The 23,402-nt window shown below is 42.1% G+C and carries 27 protein-coding genes; 2 read left to right on the forward strand and 25 right to left on the reverse strand.

Annotated features, from left to right (window positions below):
• Positions 1–191 precede the first annotated feature (191 nt).
• The 8 genes from secG to ybeY are packed head-to-tail and all read right to left on the reverse strand — an operon-like array spanning position 192 to position 5,067.
• On the reverse strand, positions 192–425 hold the full coding sequence (gene secG / locus O3655_RS02190) for a preprotein translocase subunit SecG (RefSeq protein ID WP_000282517.1): 234 nt from the start codon (positions 423–425) through the stop codon (positions 192–194).
• A gap of 39 nt (positions 426–464) precedes the next feature.
• Positions 465–614, reverse strand: coding sequence for a 50S ribosomal protein L33 (rpmG, locus tag O3655_RS02195; RefSeq protein ID WP_007519517.1), 150 nt, complete (start codon positions 612–614; stop codon positions 465–467).
• On the reverse strand, positions 614–1,813 hold the full coding sequence (locus O3655_RS02200; RefSeq protein ID WP_308697086.1) for a multidrug efflux MFS transporter: 1,200 nt from the start codon (positions 1,811–1,813) through the stop codon (positions 614–616). The genes rpmG and O3655_RS02200 overlap by 1 nt, the downstream gene beginning before the upstream one ends.
• Positions 1,800–2,405: a dephospho-CoA kinase gene (gene coaE, locus O3655_RS02205; protein ID WP_042902360.1), complete on the reverse strand. Its 606-nt coding sequence runs from the start codon at positions 2,403–2,405 to the stop codon at positions 1,800–1,802. The genes O3655_RS02200 and coaE overlap by 14 nt, the downstream gene beginning before the upstream one ends.
• The gene (gene mutM / locus O3655_RS02210) at positions 2,405–3,229 is read right to left on the reverse strand and encodes a DNA-formamidopyrimidine glycosylase (RefSeq protein WP_308697085.1); all 825 of its coding nucleotides are present in this window, start codon (positions 3,227–3,229) and stop codon (positions 2,405–2,407) included. Before mutM ends, coaE begins: the two co-directional genes overlap by 1 nt.
• A 48-nt stretch (positions 3,230–3,277) precedes the next feature.
• Complete coding sequence (gene era, locus O3655_RS02215; RefSeq protein ID WP_000143275.1) at positions 3,278–4,177, reverse strand: GTPase Era; 900 nt, start codon at positions 4,175–4,177, stop codon at positions 3,278–3,280.
• 16 nt (positions 4,178–4,193) lie between these two features.
• Positions 4,194–4,589, reverse strand: coding sequence for a diacylglycerol kinase family protein (locus O3655_RS02220; protein WP_254725236.1), 396 nt, complete (start codon positions 4,587–4,589; stop codon positions 4,194–4,196).
• Positions 4,570–5,067 (reverse strand): rRNA maturation RNase YbeY, encoded by a 498-nt coding sequence (gene ybeY / locus O3655_RS02225; protein ID WP_000275169.1) that lies wholly within the window; start codon positions 5,065–5,067, stop codon positions 4,570–4,572. The genes O3655_RS02220 and ybeY overlap by 20 nt, the downstream gene beginning before the upstream one ends.
• 104 nt (positions 5,068–5,171) lie before the next feature.
• Here ybeY and pavA point away from each other — a divergent pair, with 104 nt between their 5' ends.
• The gene (gene pavA / locus O3655_RS02230; protein ID WP_308697084.1) at positions 5,172–6,827 is read left to right on the forward strand and encodes an Rqc2 family fibronectin-binding protein PavA; all 1,656 of its coding nucleotides are present in this window, start codon (positions 5,172–5,174) and stop codon (positions 6,825–6,827) included.
• 32 nt (positions 6,828–6,859) lie between these two features.
• Here the strand turns inward: pavA and deoD are convergent, their stop codons facing one another.
• From deoD to O3655_RS02270, 8 genes are all read right to left on the reverse strand, one after another.
• The gene (gene deoD, locus O3655_RS02235) at positions 6,860–7,570 is read right to left on the reverse strand and encodes a purine-nucleoside phosphorylase (protein ID WP_000022091.1); all 711 of its coding nucleotides are present in this window, start codon (positions 7,568–7,570) and stop codon (positions 6,860–6,862) included.
• A gap of 262 nt (positions 7,571–7,832) precedes the next feature.
• Entirely contained in the window at positions 7,833–8,642 is an 810-nt protein-coding gene (locus tag O3655_RS02240) for a purine-nucleoside phosphorylase (RefSeq protein ID WP_371641135.1), read from the reverse strand.
• Positions 8,639–9,199, reverse strand: a complete 561-nt coding sequence (locus O3655_RS02245) for a DUF1697 domain-containing protein (protein ID WP_371641136.1) — start codon at positions 9,197–9,199, stop codon at positions 8,639–8,641. The genes O3655_RS02240 and O3655_RS02245 overlap by 4 nt, the downstream gene beginning before the upstream one ends.
• Before the next feature lies 1 nt (position 9,200).
• Positions 9,201–10,412, reverse strand: coding sequence for a phosphopentomutase (locus tag O3655_RS02250; protein ID WP_200371544.1), 1,212 nt, complete (start codon positions 10,410–10,412; stop codon positions 9,201–9,203).
• Between the two features lie 23 nt (positions 10,413–10,435).
• Positions 10,436–11,119 carry a ribose-5-phosphate isomerase RpiA gene (gene rpiA, locus O3655_RS02255; protein WP_339293618.1) on the reverse strand — a complete coding sequence of 228 codons (684 nt, stop codon included), beginning with the start codon at positions 11,117–11,119 and terminating at the stop codon, positions 10,436–10,438.
• A 105-nt stretch (positions 11,120–11,224) separates the two neighbouring features.
• Positions 11,225–12,154, reverse strand: coding sequence for a peptidase U32 family protein (locus O3655_RS02260; RefSeq protein WP_049520783.1), 930 nt, complete (start codon positions 12,152–12,154; stop codon positions 11,225–11,227).
• A gap of 125 nt (positions 12,155–12,279) precedes the next feature.
• Positions 12,280–12,960 (reverse strand): ABC transporter ATP-binding protein, encoded by a 681-nt coding sequence (locus O3655_RS02265; RefSeq protein ID WP_213951967.1) that lies wholly within the window; start codon positions 12,958–12,960, stop codon positions 12,280–12,282.
• A gap of 13 nt (positions 12,961–12,973) precedes the next feature.
• Positions 12,974–14,029 carry an ABC transporter permease gene (locus O3655_RS02270; RefSeq protein WP_000280283.1) on the reverse strand — a complete coding sequence of 352 codons (1,056 nt, stop codon included), beginning with the start codon at positions 14,027–14,029 and terminating at the stop codon, positions 12,974–12,976.
• 386 nt (positions 14,030–14,415) lie between these two features.
• Here O3655_RS02270 and O3655_RS02275 point away from each other — a divergent pair, with 386 nt between their 5' ends.
• Positions 14,416–14,700, forward strand: a complete 285-nt coding sequence (locus O3655_RS02275; protein ID WP_371641137.1) for a DUF3270 domain-containing protein — start codon at positions 14,416–14,418, stop codon at positions 14,698–14,700.
• A gap of 64 nt (positions 14,701–14,764) precedes the next feature.
• Here the strand turns inward: O3655_RS02275 and O3655_RS02280 are convergent, their stop codons facing one another.
• From O3655_RS02280 to O3655_RS02320, 9 genes are all read right to left on the reverse strand, one after another.
• Positions 14,765–16,102 carry a HAMP domain-containing sensor histidine kinase gene (locus O3655_RS02280; protein ID WP_308697081.1) on the reverse strand — a complete coding sequence of 446 codons (1,338 nt, stop codon included), beginning with the start codon at positions 16,100–16,102 and terminating at the stop codon, positions 14,765–14,767.
• Positions 16,092–16,766, reverse strand: coding sequence for a two-component system response regulator CiaR (ciaR, locus tag O3655_RS02285; RefSeq protein WP_000590630.1), 675 nt, complete (start codon positions 16,764–16,766; stop codon positions 16,092–16,094). The genes O3655_RS02280 and ciaR overlap by 11 nt, the downstream gene beginning before the upstream one ends.
• A gap of 109 nt (positions 16,767–16,875) precedes the next feature.
• Positions 16,876–19,422: a M1 family metallopeptidase gene (locus O3655_RS02290; RefSeq protein ID WP_095726088.1), complete on the reverse strand. Its 2,547-nt coding sequence runs from the start codon at positions 19,420–19,422 to the stop codon at positions 16,876–16,878.
• A gap of 120 nt (positions 19,423–19,542) precedes the next feature.
• On the reverse strand, positions 19,543–19,983 hold the full coding sequence (locus O3655_RS02295; protein ID WP_049518538.1) for an ASCH domain-containing protein: 441 nt from the start codon (positions 19,981–19,983) through the stop codon (positions 19,543–19,545).
• Complete coding sequence (locus tag O3655_RS02300; protein WP_070697048.1) at positions 19,980–20,828, reverse strand: putative PEP-binding protein; 849 nt, start codon at positions 20,826–20,828, stop codon at positions 19,980–19,982. Before O3655_RS02300 ends, O3655_RS02295 begins: the two co-directional genes overlap by 4 nt.
• Positions 20,806–21,306, reverse strand: coding sequence for an NUDIX hydrolase (locus O3655_RS02305; protein ID WP_217970688.1), 501 nt, complete (start codon positions 21,304–21,306; stop codon positions 20,806–20,808). Before O3655_RS02305 ends, O3655_RS02300 begins: the two co-directional genes overlap by 23 nt.
• A 10-nt stretch (positions 21,307–21,316) precedes the next feature.
• Positions 21,317–22,015 (reverse strand): 3-oxoacyl-ACP reductase, encoded by a 699-nt coding sequence (locus O3655_RS02310; RefSeq protein ID WP_308697079.1) that lies wholly within the window; start codon positions 22,013–22,015, stop codon positions 21,317–21,319.
• Entirely contained in the window at positions 22,008–22,244 is a 237-nt protein-coding gene (locus O3655_RS02315) for a DUF2829 domain-containing protein (RefSeq protein WP_308697078.1), read from the reverse strand. The genes O3655_RS02310 and O3655_RS02315 overlap by 8 nt, the downstream gene beginning before the upstream one ends.
• Positions 22,245–22,338: 94 nt before the next feature.
• Entirely contained in the window at positions 22,339–23,370 is a 1,032-nt protein-coding gene (locus O3655_RS02320) for a DNA/RNA non-specific endonuclease (protein WP_308697077.1), read from the reverse strand.
• Positions 23,371–23,402 lie beyond the last annotated feature (32 nt).

A 23,402-nucleotide genomic window follows, 5' to 3' on the forward strand; every position in this document is an offset into this window, starting at 1 on the left:
GATTTTTTAATTTTCTTTTACTGTAAGACCTTCTCAAACATCATTTAATACTCAATAAAAATCAAAGAGCAAACTAGAAAGCTAGGCGCAGGCAGTACTGGAGTACGACAAGACGACGCTGACGTGGTTTGAATTTGATTTTTGAAGAGTATAAAAATAAAAATAGGCAAAGACCTAGTCCTGCCCATTTCTTATCTACTTGATAATACCGTCAATGCTAAGGCAATGGCTAGCCAGAAAAAGACTAAAATACCTGTCAAACGTTGCATCACAGCTTCAAAACCACGCGCTTTACTACGTTCAAACAAATCACCTGAGCTGGCATCAAATACATTGCTGGATTGGTTCTTAGTTGGTTGCATGAAAATCGCAATCACAATCACAACAGATAATACTAATAAAATGGTTAATAATAGGTTATACATATCAAACTCCTTAAAATCCCTATTATTTTACCATAAATTCTACTTAGATTCAAGATGTAAAGTTACTTTTCTTTCCTTTGGACAATATTTTAACACCTCAATCTTGTCTGGATGGGTTTTGGAGTTCTTACTGGTTAGATAATTCATGCTGCCACAAGAGGAGCACTTGAGATTGATTTTTACTCGCACTAGATTTCCTTTACTTTTAATAATGATCTAAATTGCACTAAGTTACATAAACAACTGAAAGCCACACAGGCTGCTGTCGCATAAAAGACAGCATGGTAGCCCAAATATCCTGCAACTGCGGATCCCGCCATAGGTCCAATCACTCCACCGAGGTAAAAAAAGACTTGGTTGAAGGCGAAAATCCTTGAAATACCTGATTTCGGAGTCATTTTGCTAAGAAGGGCATTAACTCCCGGTATGAGAGCTCCCGTTCCCAAACCAAAGAGAAAACGATACAAGCCAAGTTGAAGGGGGCTGGTTGCATGAGCACAAAGTATGTAAATGATGACGGAATAAATCTGCGCCGCGACCAACAATCTATGATTCCCTACCTTATCGCCAAGTTTTCCTAGAATTCCAGCACTCATCATGCTAGAAAATCCCATGCTGGATACGATCAATCCTGATACAAAGAGGAGATTCTCAGTCTGCCCTAAGTCCCGCACATAGAGAGCTAAAATGGGGCCAATTGATTGAGCTGAAAATTGAATGACAAAGCTCGTCAAAAATAGATTCACTAAAAGCCTAGGATACTTGAAAGAAGAAAATACTTCTTTCGTTGGGATAGCCTTCTCCTTAGCTACTGGCTGAAAATCTTCCTTGATAAAGAAAATGGTTAGGATTGCAGCTAAAAATAGGAAAGCGCCTACCAATAAAAAGACATTGCGAATGCCAAAAATTTCAGCAATAAAGCCTCCAACAAAGGGACCCGTCAGTGTTCCTGCAACAACACCTGTAGATAGAGTTCCCAGAGCCGCTCCCGACTTATCTTTCGGTACCTGACTAGCGATCAAGGCTGTTGCATTGGGGACAAAACCAGTAAATACACCATTGAGCAAGCGCAGAAAGAGTAGCCAATAGATATTCGGAACAAAGGCCAAACCTCCCATGGTAATGGTCATGGCAAGACCTGCTCGAATCATCATGGGTTTTCGACCGTACTTGTCAGCTAGAATACCCCAGATGGGAGAAACTAGAGCTGCTGAAACAGCCGAAACTGAGATGGCTAATCCAGCATAGAAAGCTACTTGATTCCTTTCGATTCCCAACTGCTCTACAAAGATGGGCATGAAAGGAACGACCAAGGAAATGCTGGCGCCCGTTAGAAAACTACCGAACCAGGCGACACGAAGATTCTCTTTCCAACTAATCTCTTGCACAGCTATCGCCTCCTTCAAGTAACTTCACTACTTGAGTCACAAGCTGATCACGACTGCCATTGTTATCTAATATATGACTCGCTAATTTTTTCTTTTCTTCTAAAGACCACTGGGTTGCCAGACGGGACTCTGCTACTTCCTTAGAAAGATAATCCCGTTTCATGAAACGTTCCACCTGAACATCACGGTCCACATAGACCAGCCACGTTTCATCAAACCAAGCACTGTAGTCCTGTTCAAAAAGTAGGGGAATATCCATGAAAAAAATCGCTTCTGTCTGAGCCAACTGGTCTCTCAGTGCAGCCAATTCCTCACGAATAATCTCTCCTTGGGTTTGTTTAGACCATTCCTGCTCCTCAGGATTTGAAAAGATGAGACTAGCCAGGAGAGGGCGATTGAGTTCTCCATTTTCAAGGATTATTTTTTGTCCAAAGTGCTGAACTAAGACCTGATATAGGCGCTCTCCAGGTTTTTGTAGCTGGTGGACGACTGCGTCAGCATCAACCACTTGAAAACCTTGCTCTCTTAGGAAATTTGTCACAGTTGACTTACCTGAGGCAATTCCTCCTGTGATTCCGATGATTTTTCCCATCAGCCCCTCCTTTGACACTGAGGACAAAAATGAGTGCCCCTTCCACCGAGCTGGAATTTCTCAATCACTGTCCCACAGCGGGAACACGCTTGCCCAGTCTTATCATAGACCTGATGGAAGTCCTGCATGGTTCCGTCTTCTCCAAAGGCATTGGTATAGGTTCGAATGGTGGAACCGCCCTTTTCAACTGCCTGTCCCAAAACAACAATGGTCTGGTCATGAATAGCTGACGCTTCTTCTGCAGTCAAAGTTTGGGAAGGTCTAGCTGGATGAACCTGAGCTCGCCAGAGGACCTCATCCACATAGATATTGCCAAGGCCAGCTACCAGGGTTTGGTCTAGTAGATGGGATTTGATAGGCTTTTTAGACTTGGCTAGGGCAGCTTGAAAGACCTGCAAATCAAAGTCCTGCTCTCTTGGCTCAGGCCCTAGTTTTTTAGATACAAAGTAGGCATCCAAAAGGTCGGGTGCCAATAGTTCCATGGTACCAAACTTGCGCACATCCTCATATACAAGAGTGCCGCCATCCTCAAACTGGAAGAAAACATGGGCGTGTTTACGTTCTGGAACTTGGTCCGGATAGTAAAAATACTTGCCCTCCATCCGCAGATGTGAAATCAAGACCTTGTTTGTCAGGTAAAAAAGTAGATATTTTCCACGGCGTCCCATTGACTCAATTACTTGACCAGCTAACTCTTTTTGAAACTCTTCCAAATCTGTCTTAATCATCTTGGGATAAGCAATCTCTATATTAGAAATCTTCTTTCCCAAAATCAATTTTTTTAAGCCACGACGAACCGTTTCAACCTCAGGTAGTTCAGGCATAAGTCCTCCTTCTGTAAAAACAAGAAGCAGGCATGAGCCCACCTCTACTTAGTATTCTTTTTCATTATAGCCAAAGTCAGCCAAATCTAGCTTTTTATCACGCCAGTTTTTCTTAACCTTGACCCAAGTTTCTAGGAAAACCTTGTCCCCTAGCATGAGTTCGATATCACGACGAGCCATGGTCCCTATTTTCTTGAGCATAGCGCCACCTTTTCCGATGATAATGCCTTTTTGGCTATCGCGCTCGACCATGATGGTTGCTCGGATATGGACCTTGTCTGTCTCTTCATCACGCTTCATAGAGTCGACCACTACGGCAACTGAGTGAGGAATCTCTTCTCGAGTTAGGTGCAAGACTTTCTCACGAATCATTTCTGAAACCAAGAAACGCTCAGGATGATCGGTGATTTGATCTGACGGGAAATATTGGAAACCTTCTTCTAAGTTTTCGCTCAAAATATCGATCAAACGCGAAACATTGTTTCCCTGAAGGGCTGAGATAGGAACAATTTCCTTAAAGTCCATCTGGTTACGGAAGTCATCAATCTGAGCCAAAAGCTGGTCTGGATGGACCTTGTCAATCTTATTCACCACCAGAATCACAGGAACCTTGGCAGCTTTCAGACGCTCGATAATCATATCGTCGCCCTTACCACGTGGCTCATCAGCTGGCACCATGAATAGAACAGTATCCACTTCACGCAGAGTACTGTAGGCAGATTCCACCATGAAATCTCCAAGAGCCGTCTTAGGCTTGTGAATCCCCGGCGTGTCGATAAAGACGATTTGCTCTTTATCCGTGGTGTAAATCCCCATGATTTTATTGCGCGTTGTCTGCGCTTTGTCACTCATAATGGCAATCTTTTGCCCCATGACGTGATTCAAAAAGGTTGACTTCCCAACATTGGGACGTCCCAAAATAGCTACAAAGCCTGATTTAAATGTCATAATTTCCTCTTACTATTTAAAATAATAAATCCCAAATACGTGGGAGAAAGATAAGTACACCTGTCACCGCAGCAAAAAGAGAGACCACAAGCACGGCACCTGCTGCCATGTCCTTGGCTTTCTTTGCCAACATAGAAAAGTGATAGTGACTGGCTAGATCCACCACATTTTCAATAGCAGAGTTAATAATTTCAAAGGCTACTACCAAGAAAATGCTCATTAGGAGAAAGAGCCATTCAATGCGTGACACCTGAAAAACAAAACCTGCAAGGATGACTACTAGGGCCGTCACTGCATGTTTTCGCATATTACGTTCTTCCTTGAAAGCAGTCAGAATTCCTGTAAGAGCAAATTCTAAACTGGATACTAGGTCACGATTTTTCCATTTTCGTTTATTGTCTTGTGAGTCCATAGGCTGTCAAAATTTCTTCTTGTAAACCGAACATCTCCGCTTCTTCTTCCGGAGTGTAATGATCATAGCCGTTAATGTGTAAAAAGCCGTGTACTGCCAAGAAGCCCATCTCACGCTCGAAGCTGTGGCCGTATTCCTCAGCCTGCTCATGCGCTTTATCGATAGAGATGAACAGTTCCCCAATATAGGCATCAAACTCAGACATCATCTCTGCCAATTCAGGATTTTCAAGCAAATCTTCCTCATCAAAGGCAATATCCAACTCTGGTTTATACTCAAGGCTGATGACATCCGTCGGACGATCGGTATCACGGTACTCGAGATTGAGTTCGTGGCTACGCTCGTTGGTCACAAAAGTGACTGCCATCTCCTTGTCTTCTTTTCCTATTTTTTGGGCTGCAAATTCCAAAATTTCTTGGGTTTGTTGCAAGATTTCTTGTGAAACTTGACCAGTTTCATCTACCATTTCAATATACATGTACTTCTCGATTCTCTTTACTTGGCTTTATTATACCATATTTCCATGATTTTATTCTACCTTTTTGATATAATACTATGGAATACAATCACAAGGAGAGAACGATGTCATTTGACGGATTTTTTTTACACCACATGGTTGAGGAATTGCGAAGCGAGTTGGTCAATGGTCGCATCCAGAAAATCAATCAACCTTTTGAACAAGAGTTGGTCTTGCAAATCCGCAGCAATCGCCAAAGTCATCGCCTGCTCCTTTCTGCTCATCCCGTATTTGGACGCATTCAGCTAACCCAAACGACTTTTGAAAATCCAGCCCAACCTTCTACCTTTATCATGGTTTTGAGGAAGTATTTGCAGGGTGCTATGATTGAGTCGATTGAGCAAGTGGAAAATGACCGTATCGTGGAAATTACAGTTTCCAATAAAAACGAGATTGGGGATCATATCCAGGCCACGCTCATCATCGAGATTATGGGCAAACACAGTAATATTCTCCTCGTGGATAAAAGTAGCCATAAAATCCTCGAAGTCATCAAACATGTTGGCTTTTCACAAAATAGCTACCGCACCTTGCTTCCAGGATCGACCTATATTGCTCCGCCTAGTACCGAATCTCTCAATCCTTATACTGTCAAGGATGAAAAGCTCTTTGAAATTCTGCAAACCCAAGAACTAACAGCAAAAAATCTTCAAAGCCTCTTTCAAGGTTTAGGACGCGATACAGCAAATGAATTGGAAAACATTCTTGTCAGTGATAAACTGTCTACTTTCCGAAACTTTTTCGAGCAAGAAACCAAGCCTTACCTAACGGAGACTTCTTTCAGCCCAGTTCCTTTTGCAAATCAGGTGGGAGAGCCTTTTGCCAGTCTCTCTGATCTTCTGGATACCTATTACAAAGATAAGGCAGAGCGCGATCGCGTCAAGCAACAAGCCAGTGAGCTCATTCGCCGTGTTGAAAATGAATTGCAAAAAAATCGCCACAAACTCAAAAAACAAGAAAAAGAGTTACTAGCGACAGACAATGCTGAGGAGTTTCGCCAAAAAGGAGAGTTGCTGACAACCTTCCTCCACCAAGTTCCCAATGACCAAGATCAGGTTACCTTGGACAACTACTACACCAACCAGCCTATCACCATTGCGCTTGATAAGGCCTTGACTCCCAGCCAGAATGCTCAACGCTATTTTAAGCGTTACCAGAAACTCAAAGAAGCTGTCAAATACCTGACTGAACTGATCGAAGAAACCAAGGCCACCATTCTTTATCTAGAAAGTGTCGAGACTGTGCTCAATCAAGCAGGGCTGGAGGAAATCGCTGAAATCCGTGAAGAATTGATCCAAACAGGCTTCATTAGAAGACGCCAACGCGAGAAAATTCAGAAACGCAAAAAACCAGAGCAGTATCTAGCAAGCGATGGCAAAACCATCATCTATGTCGGTCGAAACAATCTTCAAAATGAGGAATTGACCTTTAAAATGGCCCGTAAGGAAGAACTCTGGTTCCATGCCAAGGACATCCCTGGAAGCCATGTCGTCATCTCAGGAAATCTGAATCCTTCTGACGAAGTTAAAACAGATGCGGCAGAACTAGCTGCCTACTTTTCCAAAGGGCGCTTGTCAAATCTAGTTCAGGTAGATATGATTGAAGTGAAAAAACTCAATAAACCAACTGGTGGCAAACCTGGCTTTGTAACCTACACAGGACAAAAGACCCTCCGCGTTACACCAGACCCAGAAAAAATCGCATCCATGAAAAAATCCTGATTCCACTTGAAATCAGGATTTTCGTTTACATTTTACTCTGCAATCAAGGTTTCCAAACCAACCTTCATCATATCAGTGAAGGTATTTTGGCGTTCTTCTGCCGTAGTGTCTTCATCTGGATTGACCAAGCTATCAGAAATGGTCATGATAGCAAGTGCATCAACGTGGTGTTGGGCAGCAAGATAGTAAAGAGCCGCTGCTTCCATTTCCACAGCCTTGACTCCCCATTTACCAAGCTCGATGTTCTTTTCAAAGTAGTTTGAGTAAAAGACATCTGATGACAAAACGTTCCCAACGTGGGTGGTCATACCAAGTTCTTTGGCGATATGGTAGGCCTTGTCTAGCAAATCAAAACTAGCGATTTGTGGGAAATCATACTGTGGCCAGTCGTTGCGGATGATGTTTGAGTTGGTTGCAGCCGCCTGCGCCAAGACCAATTCACGGACATGAACATCTTCATTTAATGAACCCGCAGTTCCCACACGGATCAATTTCTTTACACCGTAGTCCACAATCAACTCACGCGCATAAATCGAAATGGAAGGCATCCCCATCCCAGTTCCCATGACAGATACACGGTGACCCTTGTAAGTACCAGTGTAACCAAACATGTTACGCACTTCATTAAAACAAACAGCATCTTCAAGGAAATTCTCCGCAATAAATTTCGCACGAAGAGGATCCCCAGGAAGAAGAATTTTATCAGCAATTTCACCCTGCTGAGCAGCAATATGGATAGACATAATATAAGATACAAAACCCGTCAAAAAGCGAAGGGAAAATAGGAGTTGGGTGCAGTGAGCGATGCTCGCTAGACCAACTGTCTTTTCCCCACTGCTTTTAGGGTGGGTTCAATTCCTTTCTTTCTTAATTTTTTGATATAGAAGAGAACAGCTCAGGTTCAATTCAAATCCGAACTCCCCTTCCTTTCTGGGTCTCTAGAAAAGCTTTCCGCTCGTGTTCAAATTAGAACACTTCACTCAACTTTTCTATGATAAGTATTTATTACAATTCAGCAATAATAGCTTTAAGCAAGCCTTTGAAGTCACCTTTGACACGCTCTGTCACTTCTACAACTTCTTCGTGATTGAGTTCTTCTTGGAATCCTGCAGCATGGTTCGTAATACATGAAATTCCTAGAACTTTCAAGCCAGAGTGGGCTGCAACAATAACTTCAGGAACTGTAGACATACCAACTGCATCTGCTCCCAATGTCTTATAGGCACGAATTTCTGCAGGTGTTTCATAAGTCGGACCGGTTACACCGATATAGACACCTTCATCAAGCTTGATACCAAGTTTTTTAGCCACTTCATGGGCAGTAGCACGGTATTCTGGTGTGTAGGCTTTAGACATATCAGGGAAACGTGGACCAAAATCATCCAAGTTTTCACCCATCAATGGATTTTGCCCTGTCATATTGATATGGTCTGAGATAGCCATCAAGGTACCAGGACCAAATCCAATACCTCCAGCTGCATTGGTTACAATGACACCTTCACATCCGAGTACTTTCATTACACGTACTGGGAAAGTCACGACTTCAAGAGGATTGCCTTCGTAGAAATGGAAGCGACCTTGAAGAGCCAAGACCTTACGGCCTGAAAGTTCACCATATACCAATTTCCCAGCGTGTCCGACAACTGTTGAACGACCCCAGTTTGGTATATCTGCGTAGTCTACTACAACTGGATTTTCGATTTCTTCTGCCAATTCTCCAAGTCCTGATCCAAGGATTAGACCGAACTCAGGCGCTTGGATTCCCTTGTCTTTCAGGAAAGCAGCTGTTTCCTTGATTTTATCTAAAAATGTCATTGTGTGTCTCCTTTATTATTTGTTAACATTTGACCGATTTTGTCAAAGGTTTTTGCGTTGCGAATGGTGATGTTGCGATAAAAAGGCATCTTGAGCAAGTGCTTGTGATAGGCAGTTGCATAGTAGGATTCTTCAGAGAATTTACCCCAGAAAATCCCAAGTCTTCCAAAATGAACCACTTCATCTTTCAGTTCCAAACTGTTCACTTTCTCGATGACTTGATCCACATCCAAGCTCTCCGTGTAGAAGAGCACATCCTTTCGTGCCAAATCTTTGGTCCACCATTCAGGCAGATTTTCAAGTTCCGCTTCAAAGTCCTCAAGACTCAACAAGGAAAAGCTCTGAATAAATGGATAATGGATTTCAAAGAAAGCCTCTAACTTTTCAACCAATTGGGCTTTGGGAGCTGTCGAAGTAAAGAAAATGTTGCCACTGTTGATGTAGGTTTCAACCTTTTCCAGTCCCAACTCTGTCAGTTCTTGACGAAGTTGCGACATAACAACCTTATTCTTCCCACCGACATTAATGCCCCTTACCAGTAAAGCATAGTGTGTCATCTTATACCAATTTATCTAAGAAACTTTCCCCAATCATGGCAGTTTCCACACCAAAGTTATCCGCAACTGTCGCTGAGATATCTGCAAAATGTCCAACTGGAATGACACCATTTCCCTTAAAGCTAGGACTGTAAGCTAAAAGTGGAATATATTCACGAGTGTGGTCAGTTCCTGCATAGGTTGGGTCATTTCCATGGTCAGCAGTAATCAAAAGAAGATCATTCTCTCTCATGGCTGCGATAATTTCAGGCAAGCGTTCATCAAACTCATGCAAGCAATCACGGTAACCATGAGCATTGCGGCGGTGGCCGTAAAGAGCATCAAAGTCAACTAAGTTTGTGAAGGAGAATCCTTTTTCAAACTCAGCAAGTTCCATAGTCTTCAATAGTGTATCAATTCCGTGGCTGTTTGACTTGTTGTGGCCCATGTCATGATTGATACCCGCGCCATTAAAGATGTCGTTGATTTTACCAACAGCGTAAGTATCGATACCAGCTTCGTTCAATTTATCCAAAACAGTTGGTGCAAATGGAGATACTGCCAAATCACGACGATTTGCCGTACGAGTGAAGTTACCTGGCTCACCAACATATGGACGGGCAATGATACGACCTAGAAGAGCAGGGCGATCAAGGGTAATCGAACGAGCGTATTCACAGATACGGTACAATTCATCCAAAGGAATAATGTCTTCGTGGGCAGCAATTTGCAAAACAGGGTCAGCTGAAGTATAGATAATCAACTCCCCAGTTTCCATTTGACGAGGTCCGAAATCATCGATAACAGCTGTACCTGAGTAAGGTTTGTTGGCTTCACGAATGACCTTGCGTCCTGAAAATTCTTCAATCTTTGTCAAGATTTCTTCTGGGAATCCGTTCCAGAAAGTATCGAAAGGCTCGGTAATGTTGAGTCCCATGATTTCCCAGTGACCAGTCATGGTATCCTTACCAAGGGATACTTCTTCCAATTTTGTTGCATATCCTGTTGGATTGCTTTCAGCTGGTACAGTCTTTAGAGGCGTTTCGCGAGGAATATTTCCTAGACCGATTTTAGCCATGTTTGGCACATTCAAACCAACTGTTTTTGAAATGTGTCCCAGTGTATCAGAAGCTCCATCTGGAACTCCTGCATTGACAAAGTTATTGGCATCTGGTGCAGCACCGATTCCCACAGAATCCAATACCACCAAGTGAATACGATTAAATTTTGACATAGTCTGTCTCCTTATTATGTTGATTAGTTTGCTTTTGTTGAAGTTAAAATCTGAACACCGTCTCGTCCCGCTACGATGACCTTATCCACCATTTGGTTGAACAAGCCATGCTCTACGACACCAACGACATGGTCCAATTCTTGCCCGAAAGCAATTGGATCTTCAATGACATCCAAGGCCAGGTCAATGATAAAGTTCTGCATATCGGTCACAAAACGTTGACCGTCTTTTTCACGGAAACTTGGTTTGTAGCCAGCTCGCTCAAACCGACGAAAGACCTGTTCTGCACCATACTGAACCACTTCTACTGGCAATTTAAAAGCACCTAGTTTCTTGACCAGTTTGCTTTCATCCACCACCCAAATGTATTCTTTTGAGGGCGTTGCCACAACCTTCTCCATCAGAAGGGCACCACCACCGCCTTTGATTCCGTTAAACTGGCTATCTACTTCATCCGCCCCGTCAACCGTCACATCAACAAAGTCAACTTGATCAATCGACTTGAGCGGGATGTTAAGACCTTCAGCCTGTTTACTGGTCACACTGGAAGTTGTCACAGCAGTAATCTGCAAACCTTCTTCCTTAATCCGACGACCGATTTCTTCTACGAAATAGTAGGCAGTTGATCCAGTTCCGAGTCCAACAACCATACCATCCTTGACAAACTCAGCAGCCTTGATACCTGCCATCTTTTTCAGATTCTCCACTTAAACACCTCCATTAAAGAGCTATTTTTATTATAACATGTATCCGTTTTTATTTCATGGATACACTGGAAAAACCCGAACATTTTTATTTCGGGTTTTGGTGTCCTATTTAACCATATCAGGATCGTAATCATAGAATCCTGTGTCGAGGAAACGGTTTTTAGGGTGTAACTTGCGCACTTCCTCATCTAACAAGAAGGCTTGGTCATGGCTGAAATTCCCCTCTTGGATCAAGCCACGCGCTTGAATAAAGAGTTTAGCAATTTCTACAAAATTCTGACCTGGGGTGTAAAGTCCTTCAAGTTTCCAATGAGTAAAACCATGCTCCACCAATTCTGTTAATTTGGTCATCAAATCAAGGTCATTGTTGGCAAAGATGTGAGTACCATGATTATCTTCAAAGATAGAGTAATGGCTCTCAGGGTCACTCGGTTCTGCTAAGAAGAGGTCACGTTTACGTGTCTTTTCATCATCGATGTGCGTGAAGTTATAGTAGTTTTGTAAGAGCGGACGCTTAGAATGGTGAATGACACTAGCCCCATAAACCAATACTTCAGCAGGAATTTCCAAAATCTCTGGCATCTTGAAGAGTTCAGCAGATGGAATTTCACGCGCCAAAACCGCCTCAGATGCGCCTGCCTTTTGACCCCAGAAGTTAATCTGACGACTGCTTGTCACCATGGTTGAAGCATCGTAGATGGTCTTAAAGGAATAACCATCGCGATTGACAACGTAAAAGACACCTGCATCCCCAACAGTGATATAGTCTGTCTTAATCTCTTCCAAGAAGTCTAGGAAAGGCTTGATACGGTCCATCATATCTTGGTGCATGAGGGCATTAACCGCGACAATCAATTCCTTGCCTGCTTCATGAACCAACTTAGCGATGGTGCGTAAGTCTTCATGACTAAAAGTCGTTGGCAGACGAAGGCCAAAATCTTTCTCACCAACATAGATACGGTCTACGCCGGCTTCGAGTAACTGTTCAACTTGTTCAATACTTTCAGCAGTTGCTGTAATGATAATCTTTTCCATAAGAAAAATTATACCACATTTCTAAAAAATCAGCTATGGTTACTGAGAGTTTCACAAAAAGTTAAACTTGTTTCTATCTTTCCCAATCAAAAAAGTGAACAGTAACTTGTACCATTCACTCTATTTTATGCATGTGTTTCTTCAACTAGGTGGCCATCGTTCATGACATAAATACGATCAACCTTATCAAGAAGACGAGTGTCATGCGTAATCATAACAACTCCTCTACCTTGTTCATGGGCAATGGCAGCCAGCATCTCCGTTACTTGGTAGGCATGCTCAGTGTCAAGACTGGCTGTCGGCTCATCTGCAAGCACAATGCTTGGATTGTTATAGAGCGCTCTAGCAATCGCGGCACGCTGACGTTCGCCACCCGATAGAGCTTTGGGATAATGATTTTGAACTTTTTCCAAATCCAACAAGTCAAACAGCTCTTTTCGGTCACTTTTACTATTTTTTCCCTTATCTAGTCTGTCTATCAAATCCAGCTGTTCCTTGACCGTTAGAAAAGGAATTAAGTTTGAAGCCTGGAGAATGAAACCAAACTCTCTAAAACGGAGATCTGTTTTTTCCTTCTCCGTCAAACTGCCTGTTTCCTTCCCTTTGACTAGAATCTTTCCACTCGATGCTTCCTGAAGTTGTCCTAGAGTTGTTAGAAAGGTCGTCTTTCCAGAGCCAGAGGGCCCAACGATAGCTACGAACTCTCCCGCATTTAGCTGAAAATTCGTCTCATGCAGGGCTACGACTTTCATCTTTCCTTCCCCGTAAGTTTTTGTCACTTGATTCATTTCTATCAATGTTGTCATACTATTCTCCTTATCACTCTGCAATCGCAGTAATCGGGTCCACCTTTAGCAAGCGTGGAAGTGAAATGACACCACCTAGAAGGGCCATCAAGGAAATTACCAAACTTAGGACAGAATAGGCTATCCAACTTGGATAGAAAAAGAAGGTAGCTGGTAAGACTAAAATCACTCCTCCGATTGCCAGCAAGGCTAAAGCAATCCCCATACCAGCTAGGAGGAAGATTTGACAGAACAGAGACCATACAATGGTTTTGATCTGTATCCCTTGAGCTCGCATTATTCCATAAAGTCCTAGTTTTTGGATGGTAATGATATAAACAAAAATCCCCACAATCAAGCCTGTGATAACAATCATAGCGAGAATCATTCCTGAAAATACATTAACCTGAGGTGTGTAACCAGGAATTTTCGAAATCATTTTTGGAATGGAAATCTGTTTCAGTCCGTCGCCAGTCACTTCTATGTCATTTTTCAATACCAAGGCAGAGATGGAACGATTGGCTTTCAAGGTTCCTTGTAAGGTCCAATAAGTTGTCAGGCTCGTAAAGACAACAGGCTCGGTGAAAAATTTATTTCCTTGAGTCAGGCCTACAATCTTGTAACTTGAATCGCTTCCATTGAGCTGAATGGCATCGCCTAGCTTCATCCCATAGTTCTCAAAAGACTGGTCCACGACAACCTCATCATCTCCTTCAGGATAACGACCTTCCGTCAAACTAGGAGAGATAAAAGCGTCCCAGTCTTGAGCAAAAATGGAAACATTGACCTTTTCACTACCATCGACTAGATTGGTTACAGCGAACATATAGCCCAGGGGAGCAGCCTCTTCAGAACTCTTATCCTTGTAGTCCTTTTCAGGAATAAAGGATGCTGTCAAATTATCATTTGCGTAGTCGGATAAAACGACACCCGTTGCTTGCCAATTATCAATAGCGGCCCGGTTGTTTCGCACAAGACCGAGAGCTAGACTGGTCATAAAAAAGACCATAAAAGCGATAAGAAGAATGGTCGTTAAGATCAAACTATATCGAAGTTTGTTTCGTAATATCTCTTTGATAGCAAGATACATGCTTATCTCCTTTAACATTTCCCAGAGGTAGCAAGAATGCCACCCAGTCCAATAGACAGAATCTCTGTCTTATCATCCATTCAAAACAACTCCTATCAATACTCTTCAAAAGTATTCAGGTAGCAACTTAACAAATCATCTTAGGAAAAAGCCTCAGCTTGCTATCAATTTATATAAGTTATCCTTACCTTTCTCAGTATATTTATAATATAGAAAGTTAGGTCATCTGTTTTTAAGTGTAACATCCATGCTATCATTTTCTCTAGTGGGTGTCAAGAAGAGCGACTTAGAGGATGATAAGAGACTTTAGTGTTTTTGTAACAATCCTGTAATAATTCTCTGCATAAAAAATGATAAAATAGTTATGTACTGTTAAGGAGAGAATCATGTCCGCAAGAAAACTAGAAGCTTATGAGTTTGAACAAGCTCCCGAATCGAAACAAACTCCGCTTTACCAAGATTACACACCTGAAGCCCCAGTCGGCCCTAACCTAAAAGAGATTTTATTTTTTGTAAATATCGCTTGTTTCTGTATTTTTATGGCACTTTTTAGTTTTATCTTTTTAGCCTTAAAATTAAATACAGCTTTGTCCTTTATCGCTGCTATGGCAACAAGCCTCGCTCTTTTACAACTTCAACGAAAGATGATGAAACGAAAATTTTCAAAATAAAGGTTGGTACTTCTACCAACCTCTTTTCTAGTTATCAAAAAAGACAGTTATCTAACTGTCTTTTTTATTTATTCTTACGTTTTGAAGGAGATTGAATAGCGATTTTAACTTCAAAAATCGTTCCTCTAGGTTTGTTATCTTTCACGCTAATCGTTCCTCGCAAAGCATCAACAATCTGCTTGGCCAAAGATAGTCCAAGACCAAAGCCACCTTTCTGACGGGTTCTCGCCTTGTCTACACGATAAAAGCGGTCAAAGATTTTCTTCTTATCAGTAGCTGAGATTCCAATTCCATTATCCGTTACTGTTAGATAAAGGTGACGATCTGTAGCATGGACTACAAACTCAATTTTCCCATCTTCTTCAGTATACTTGATGGCATTGTCAAATAAGATGGTCATGAGTTGTTTTAGGAGCAACTGATCGGTCATGAAGGGACGATAAATCCGATTTTCATACTCAAAAATACGATCATTTTCAGAAGCAATCAACTCATAGTTAGCAAAGGTTGTCTTAAAGAACTGTGGTGATACTTCTGCTATTTCTGGTTTGATTCCATCATCGCGACGTGCAAGGTTGAGAAGATTGGTCGTGAGGAAACGCATGTTGCGAACTTCTTCAAGACTGGAAGCGATACTTTCGCTGGATTCCATAATCGTTGCCTCTGGTTTTCGAAAGAGATTCTCTAACCGATTTTGTAAAACGGCCAAAGGCGTTCTCAGTTCGTGACTAGCATTTTCAACAAAGGACTTCTGCTTTTGCATACTTTCCAGCAAGGGTTTGACACTGACACGTGCCAAATAAACACTGGCAATTAAAGACAGGAGCCAGAAACTAGCCATGACTACAACAATTAAATGCTCGTGGTTTTGGCTGATTTGCTCGAGCTGGCTAGTATTGATTAAAACCGCCGCATACTTGACGTTACTTGATACGGAGGAAGAGTTGGTTTCCATCAAAATCATCCGATAGGTTTCTTCCTGACCGTAACTATTGACAACTTGGATTTGCCGAATGTGATTCAACTCTTTTTTGTCCAGCTTGATCTTATCCAAACCTAAAAAACGATTGCCCAGTAAGAGTTGGTTAAAATCCTTGTCAAAGAGCAAGACTTCCGTATTGGAGCTGACATTGGGTTTGATTTCAGCCTTGTTGGCATCCGCTGTTGCTGGTTGAATATCCTTGACTTCTTCAGTTGCCCGATTAAGGGCTAATTGGATAACAGCTTGAGGGCTAGTGCTAAGGGCTTGTAGTTTTTCATCTACAGAAGTGTAGAGACTCGAGTGCATGACCTGGAGGATAATCAAGGTCATAGCAGAGAAGATCAGGGTGAACACTCCAAAGTTTCGAATGAAATAGCTGAAATCATCCGCATACCATGTTTTTTTTAGTTTATTGAACATCTTTTAAAATATACCCGACACTACGCAAGGTTTGAAGATTTTCAGCAAAGGCTGTTCCCTTCAATTTCTTACGAACTTTTGAGACATAGACTTCTACAACGGAAATCGTCGTATCGCTATCAAATCCCCATAGACGGTCAAAAATTTGCGTCTTGGGAAGAATAACATTTTGATTTTGAAGGAAATAAACCAATAACTCAAACTCTTTTCCGAGTAGTTCTACAGGAGTATCTTCCACTTTCACTTCATTCGTTGAAAGGTTGACGACAATATCCCCATAGGTTAAGGTGTTTTCGTTAAATTTACCTGAACGTTTGAGAAGGGCTTGGATCCGCATTTTGAGTTCTTCAAGGTAGAAAGGTTTGGTGAGGTAGTCATCCGCTCCAAGCTCAAAACCGTGTCCCTTGTCATCCAAACTCTCTTTGGCAGTCATGATAAGGACTGGTGTCGTAATTCCTTTTTCGCGCAACTCTTTCAAGACTTGGAAGCCATTTTTTTCAGGCAACATCAGGTCAAGCAAAATCAAGTCATAAACGCCACTTTCTGCTTCGTAGAGACCTTCTTCTCCATCAAAAACCTGCATGACATCTGCAAAATCATCCAAAAAGTCAAATACTGAGTTTGACAGACCCAGGTCATCTTCTACTAATAAGATTTTTATCATCAGAAACTCCTCCTTGTTATGATTATTATACCAAAATTGCCTTAAAAAAAACTCAACTCTCTCTTCTTTTCAGATAGAAAGTTGAGTTTTTGTTTACATTTTGAACGAATTAAGCCTTGCCATATTGGGCTACAACAGCTTCGACTGCTGCTTTCTCACGCTTAATCAAGTCAACACGCGCTGCGATATCCTTGATCCCCATGCGGATATTACGGCTAAGAGCTAGGTCAGAAAGTTGCGGTTCAAAGAATTCCTTATACTCAGCCAAGCGTTCTTCTGTTTTAAAGATGTGTGATGGGAAGATGACAAAGCTATCAAAGCTCATATCCCCACCAAGAGCTGCCTTGATCCAATCCCAGTTTTCACGCGCCCATACCCAAACAGTTTCTTGAGTTGTTTGGTGTCCGAGGAATTGGAGGTACCATGAAGAAAGGTCTTGTGGTTTCACCACAAATTTGTCCTTCCATGAACGAATCAAGGTTTGGATATTGTCAGCATCTGTACTGTAGGCTAGAGCAGCTGCCAACTGGCGTTTGAAGACCGCATCCGTCGCATGAGTGTAGAGGTCCAGATAAGTTGCGACCAAGTCCTTGGTCTCATAGTGTTTCATTTCATTGATAAGAACTTGTGCACGGATGGCTGCTGGAAGTCCTGCAAGGTTCTCCTTGTGAGCTGCAAAGATTTGGCTAGCGACTTGACTAGCTTCTGCATCATTGGAGCGAATCATCATAGAAACGGCCAACTGACGAACCAATTCATCCTCATCTGATTCTCCGTCTTTGGCTTCAAAGCCAAGACGGTCATAGTTATGACGAGCCAATTTAGCAACCAGACTGTTAAAGGCTTTCTCAGCTTCTGTACCTTCATCGATAAAGCGCTCAAGGGCAGAAATCACTTGAGAAACAGCTGAAACCACCAGATAAGACTCTTCCTTAGCAAGTTTATCAAGGACTGGAAGCAAGTCTGCATAAGAAATGTGCCCTGCTTCAGCCAACAAACGACGTTCTTGAACGATTTGCAGTTTGCTTGTGTTATCAAGTGTCTCTAACTCAGCAAGAACAGCATCTAACAAGTCTCCTTGATAGTCTGTAATGTAGTGGGCAGTATTTTCAGTATTGAGGCGAAGTGCTCCTTTGTTTTCAGCAAGAAGAGCGGCATAGCCAGGGATTTCGATACTTTCAGTTTCAAGTGTGTCTGGCAAACCTTTCCAGTTGCTGTTGAGTGGCACTACCCAGAGGCGGTTCTTGTCTTCGTGCTCACCGATAAAGAATTGTTTTTGCGAAATCTTCAAGACGTCATTTTCAACTTTGACAGTGAGAACTGGATAACCAGGTTGTTCCAACCAAGAATCCATGAAGGCTGCGACATCACGTCCTGATGCTTGACCAAGAGCATCCCAAAGGTGACGACCAATGGTGTTGCTGTATTGGTGTTTTTCAAAGTAAGCGTGCAAACCCTTAGCAAAATCAGCATCACCTAGCCAACGGCGAAGCATGTGCATAAGACGGCTTCCTTTGGCATAAACGATAGCGCCATCAAAGAGCGTGTTGATTTCATCTGGGTGTTTGACTTCGACGTGGACAGACTGAACCCCATCAGTCGCATCACGTTTAAGCGCCGCTGGAACTCCACCTGTTTGGAAGTCTTCAAAGATGTTCCAACTTGGCTCGATGGCATCCACACAGACGTATTCCATCATGTTAGCGAAGCTTTCATTAAGCCAAAGGTCATCCCACCATTTCATAGTCACGAGGTTACCAAACCATTGGTGAGCCAACTCATGTGCCACAACAAGGGCAACTTGTTGACGGCTAGCAAAGGTTGAGTTCTCATCCACAACCAAGTAAACTTCACGGTAAGTCACAAGACCCCAGTTTTCCATTGCACCTGCTGAGAAGTCAGGAAGGGCGATGTGGAGCGATTGAGGAATTGGATACTTAACTCCGTAGTAATCTTCGTAAAACTCGATTGAGCGAACGGCGATGTCCAGTGAGAAATCAAGGTTTGATAGGGGGTGGGCTTTGGTTGAGTAGACACCAACGAGAGTACCATTCTTGGTTTTAGCGGTTACCCCTTGCAAATCACCAGCTACAAAGGCTAACAAGTAAGAAGACATGCGAGGTGTTGTCTCAAACTTCCAGACGCCTGTCTCCTTACGGTCTTCCACATCAATTTCTGGCATGTTTGACAGGGCCACTTCACCTTCCGCTTGGTCAAAACGTAGAGCGAGGTCAAAAGTTGCTTTGGCTTCAGGCTCGTCCACACATGGGAAGGCTTCACGCGCAAAATGGCTTTCAAACTGAGTAGACAGGACTTCCTTCTTGACACCATCAACTGTGTAATAAGAAGGGTAAATCCCTGTCATGTTGTCTGTGATTTTTCCTGAAAAAGCGATGACCAATTCAACTTGACCAGTCTCAGCCAATTCGATATGAAGGGCTTCATTGTCATGGTCAACTGTAAACGGACGAGCTTGACCCGCAACTTCTACAAAAGCGATTTCCAAATCTTTTTGGTGAAGGGAAATACGGTCAGTCTTGGCTTGACCAGTGATGGTCACCTTCCCAGAAAAGGTCTTGGTCTCACGACTCAAGTCTAAAAATAAATCATAGTGTTCAGGAACAAATTGCGTAATAAAATGTTCAACTGCTTGCATAGTTTTCTCCTATTCTAAGTTTAAGAGTTTTACTCTTCTTCAAACAAACTTATTATATCATGTTTTGCTTTAGAAAAAAGGATTGGACGGTAATTTCCAAAACTTTCTTCCTTCTGCAGTCTAGAGTGGGTAGACCTTGCGAAATTCTTCCAAAACAACCTTGCTGTCAGGTGTAAAAGTCAGTCCTGCCTCTCTCAGCCACTCGGCGAAACAGTCCTCATGAACCTGACGCCAATAGGCTAAAGATTTGTCTCCCTCACCTTCCTTATAGGCATGGTCAGCAGAAACTTGATGAAAGGGCTGAACGGAAACCTTAGTAATTTCGACAATGCAGACAGCTCGATCTTGGCTATCTAAAATGATGTCAAAGGTTCCTTCTCGTGGAAGAGGTTCGTCTTCTATTGCATAGAGGTCGTAGGCTGAGGCAGTTGCTGTCTTTTCGCCTTTTAAAACCAAATCTGCCAAGAGATCTGCTTCCACTCCAAAAGCCCAGGCATCTATCTCATCTCCGATAGAGGGGTTGATTTGCTTGTAGTCATTCCACATTTCTTGCGGTGTCATGGGTTGCTCCTTTGTAATTTTTTACTTACTTCTTTTATACGTTTGAGGTGGTCTGGATGATCAATCTCTAAATTAAAAATCTCTGGAATAGAACTGTAGTGGATAATACACTTGATACCCATCTGATTCATTTTTTGTATGAAAGAAGTATTCAGATAGCCTGCTACAGCAAAGTCAATCTTTTTTATCCTTGCTTTATCCTGCATATCTCTTAGCATATCTAACATTATTGGACTTTCCATATCATGCCATTGACTGTTTCTCACAGTCGCAAAAACAAAAGAAGTCAAATCATTCATTCCAACTATAATCTTTGAAATACCAGTTTCCAGTATCCTGTCCAAGTCAAAATAAGCTGACGGTAATTCAATCATTGTGCCGACTTTTCCAGTAAAACCATGCTCACGCAATACTCTAATAGCTTGTTTTAACTGCTCAGCATCATTGATAAAAGGAAAAATAACAGACAGATTGGGATTTGTTTGATAAACTTCTGTAACGACATGTGCTTCAGCCTGAAATTCATCAGGACACGCCAGCAAGCGCCTAGTTCCTCTATAACCAAACAAGGGATGATTTTCATCAAAATGCTCTTTAGTCCCCTCTAAACAATTAGCTTCTGTATTTGTTAACTCTGAAAAACGATACCAAACCTCTTCATCTGAGTACAAGGAGCAAATGGTATCTAGATAATCTTTTACAAATTGTTGACAACTTGCTAATAGGATATTTTGATTGAGCTCTCTCAGTAAGTATTCTCCACGAATCATACCGACGTGGTGCAATAACTGAGGATAAACTTTTTCAACAATTTGTTCGCCACTAAGGACAAGTTGGTTTCTCATCATTCACCTTCCAATTCATATACAAGGTCTTGTCCAGCTCTGGAAATCCTAATAATTCAGACTTAATCTTCAAGACTAATGGTGATGCATTTTCTTCTGTGATTTTCTGAATATCCATCCAAACATATCCGAGTGAATCATTCGCACCATCAGAGACAGCTTCCGAAATAGTAACTTGAGCTTCCTTCTCGTTGACCTCAATATCATAAAATGCCATGATATGGTGAACCACACAATTTTTTAACTCTTCCCTGACGAAAACATCGTAGATTCGAGGATTAGAGTAGCTTCTAACAGTATATCCCGTCTCTTCCATAACTTCTCTAATCAGCGTTTCCGTCAATCCTTCACCAAGTTGCTGACTGCCTCCGGGTAAATCATAACGATGTTGATAAGGGCCCCTCGTTTTTTCAATGCAGAGTAACTTCCCATTTTCACAGCAAACAGCATAGACTCCAAAGTGTTTTTTGGTTCCCATCCAACTCCTCCTACTTCAAAGACCAGCCACCATCAATGGTCAAGATTTGTCCTTGCATGGCGCTCGCTTTTCCACTTGCTAAGAAAAGGCTAATCACTGCTACTTCCTCTGGCTCAATCCAGCGCTTGATTGGCGTTTCACTAGTCACCCAGTCAGCCAATCCACCTGGCTCAAAGTCGGCAGCGGTCATAGCTGTCTTGACTGCCCCTGGAGCAATCCCAAAGACCTGAATACCAGCCTCAGCATAGTCTAGAGCCAACTGCTTGGTAAAGCCAGCCAAGGCGTGCTTAGACGAGGTATAGGCGTGACCACCGCCACCTGCTATGCTAGAAGCAATGGAGCACATATTGATAACGATTCCTTTTTTATTTTCCAGCATTTGCGTCAAATAATAACGAGTCAACTCAACAGGAGTCACATAGTTGATTTCAAAAATCTCTTGAATTTCCTGGGCTGATTGTTCCAACAGTGGTTTGTAATCATCCAAAACTCCAGCAGTATTGCACAAAACATCCACATAAGGACACCAGTCAAAAATTGGCTCCAAGTCCAAGGTCAAATCTCTCTGTAAAAAGTGGAAATCACCCTGTAAGAGTGGATTTTCACCTTGATCCACACCATAAACTTGATAACCCTTCTCTAAAAAGAGGCGGGCTTGAGCCAGACCAATCCCTGAACTTACTCCCGTAATCAATACACGTCTAGTCATACACTTCTACCCAATCCGTCGCCAAAACATCACAAGGTGTCGGGCTCCACATGGAAAAACCTTCCCCTTCTCCAGACACGTTGATTAGAAAATAAGGCGTCACTTCAAGTGCAACCACGTTTTGTTCGATAGTGTCAAAGAGTTGGACATAGTTTTCAGCCCCTCCCCAACCAGTTCGTACATATTTTTTCTTGGCCTTTAACCCAGGCAGGATTTCTTCAAAAGTCATGATGTTCTCCTTCAATTCTACATTCTTCATTTAATTATAACAAAAAACCGTTTTCCAACGGCTTTTTGACTGTATATCTGCTAAATTCTTCCTATCACTGCAATCCGGCTTCTCTAATTTCTTTCTTGGAAGCGAATTTACCATTTGGTCTGTGCCATCTTCCGTTTTTATCTCTAAAGTAGCCACCTGAATTTGTTGATTGCGAGTTTGATTCCTGGCTTTCTTCCTTTTCTTGTGCGGCTTGGCGAGCTTTTTCCTGCTCTTCTTCTTTTGCTTTCTTTTCAGCTGCTTCTTTTTCTTCAGCCTCTTTCTTGGCTTTTTCCTCAGCTTCCTTCTTAGCCTTTTCTTTTTCTTCTTTTATCTTTGCATCTTCAACTGTATTTTTAGCCGTACCGTCCAAATAATTGATTTCCGCATTAGCTGAAACATTGTCTAAAACAACATGCGTCACTGAATACTGATCAACCTTTTCTTTACTACCACCCAATTTGATTTCCAAGAGTTTGCCATTTTCATCTATTCCCACATACTGCAATTCAATTTGTCTCGGAATCAATTCATCTTTCTGATAGATTGGGGTCACCTTGTAGTCAAGATAATAGTTTGGGTGATTGGCCAACCAAGAGTCCAATCGATTTTCATAGTAAAGCATGCTACTTTGGTTTTGGTCATCTGTTCCAGAATAATTTCCAGCATTTAGCCAGTTAGTCATTGGAACCAGATTCCTCTTTTCATCATTTAATCCGCTAAATTGGTACCCAACCAAATGACCACGACTCATCAACCAAGCTTCTTTTTTACCGTCACCATAAAAGAATTTATAATTGTGCCATCCAACTGGGTTATAACTTATCTTAGGCTCTCTCTTCTCAGTTGGCTCATCGCTGTCCTTAAGTTGAATATGAGCACCCGTTGCGCGTGATTTAGAATCCAATTCCCCAAGTTCTAGCTGCTTTTCATTTTTAAAAGGCAAAAGTCCAGCTTCTTTAAACAACTTCTCATCAAACTTGATTTGCTTCTGTTCAATTTTTTCTTCTGGGACCTTTGATTCTGCCTTACGTCCAGAACAAGCAACTAGGGTTGTGATTGAAAGCAAGGCAATTGAGAAGGATAGTAGCTTTTTCATAAAAATCTCCTTTTTATATAGTAATTAGATTA

Source organism: Streptococcus sp. 27098_8_70 (genome assembly GCF_041432215.1).
GTDB lineage: Bacteria > Bacillota > Bacilli > Lactobacillales > Streptococcaceae > Streptococcus > Streptococcus oralis_CP.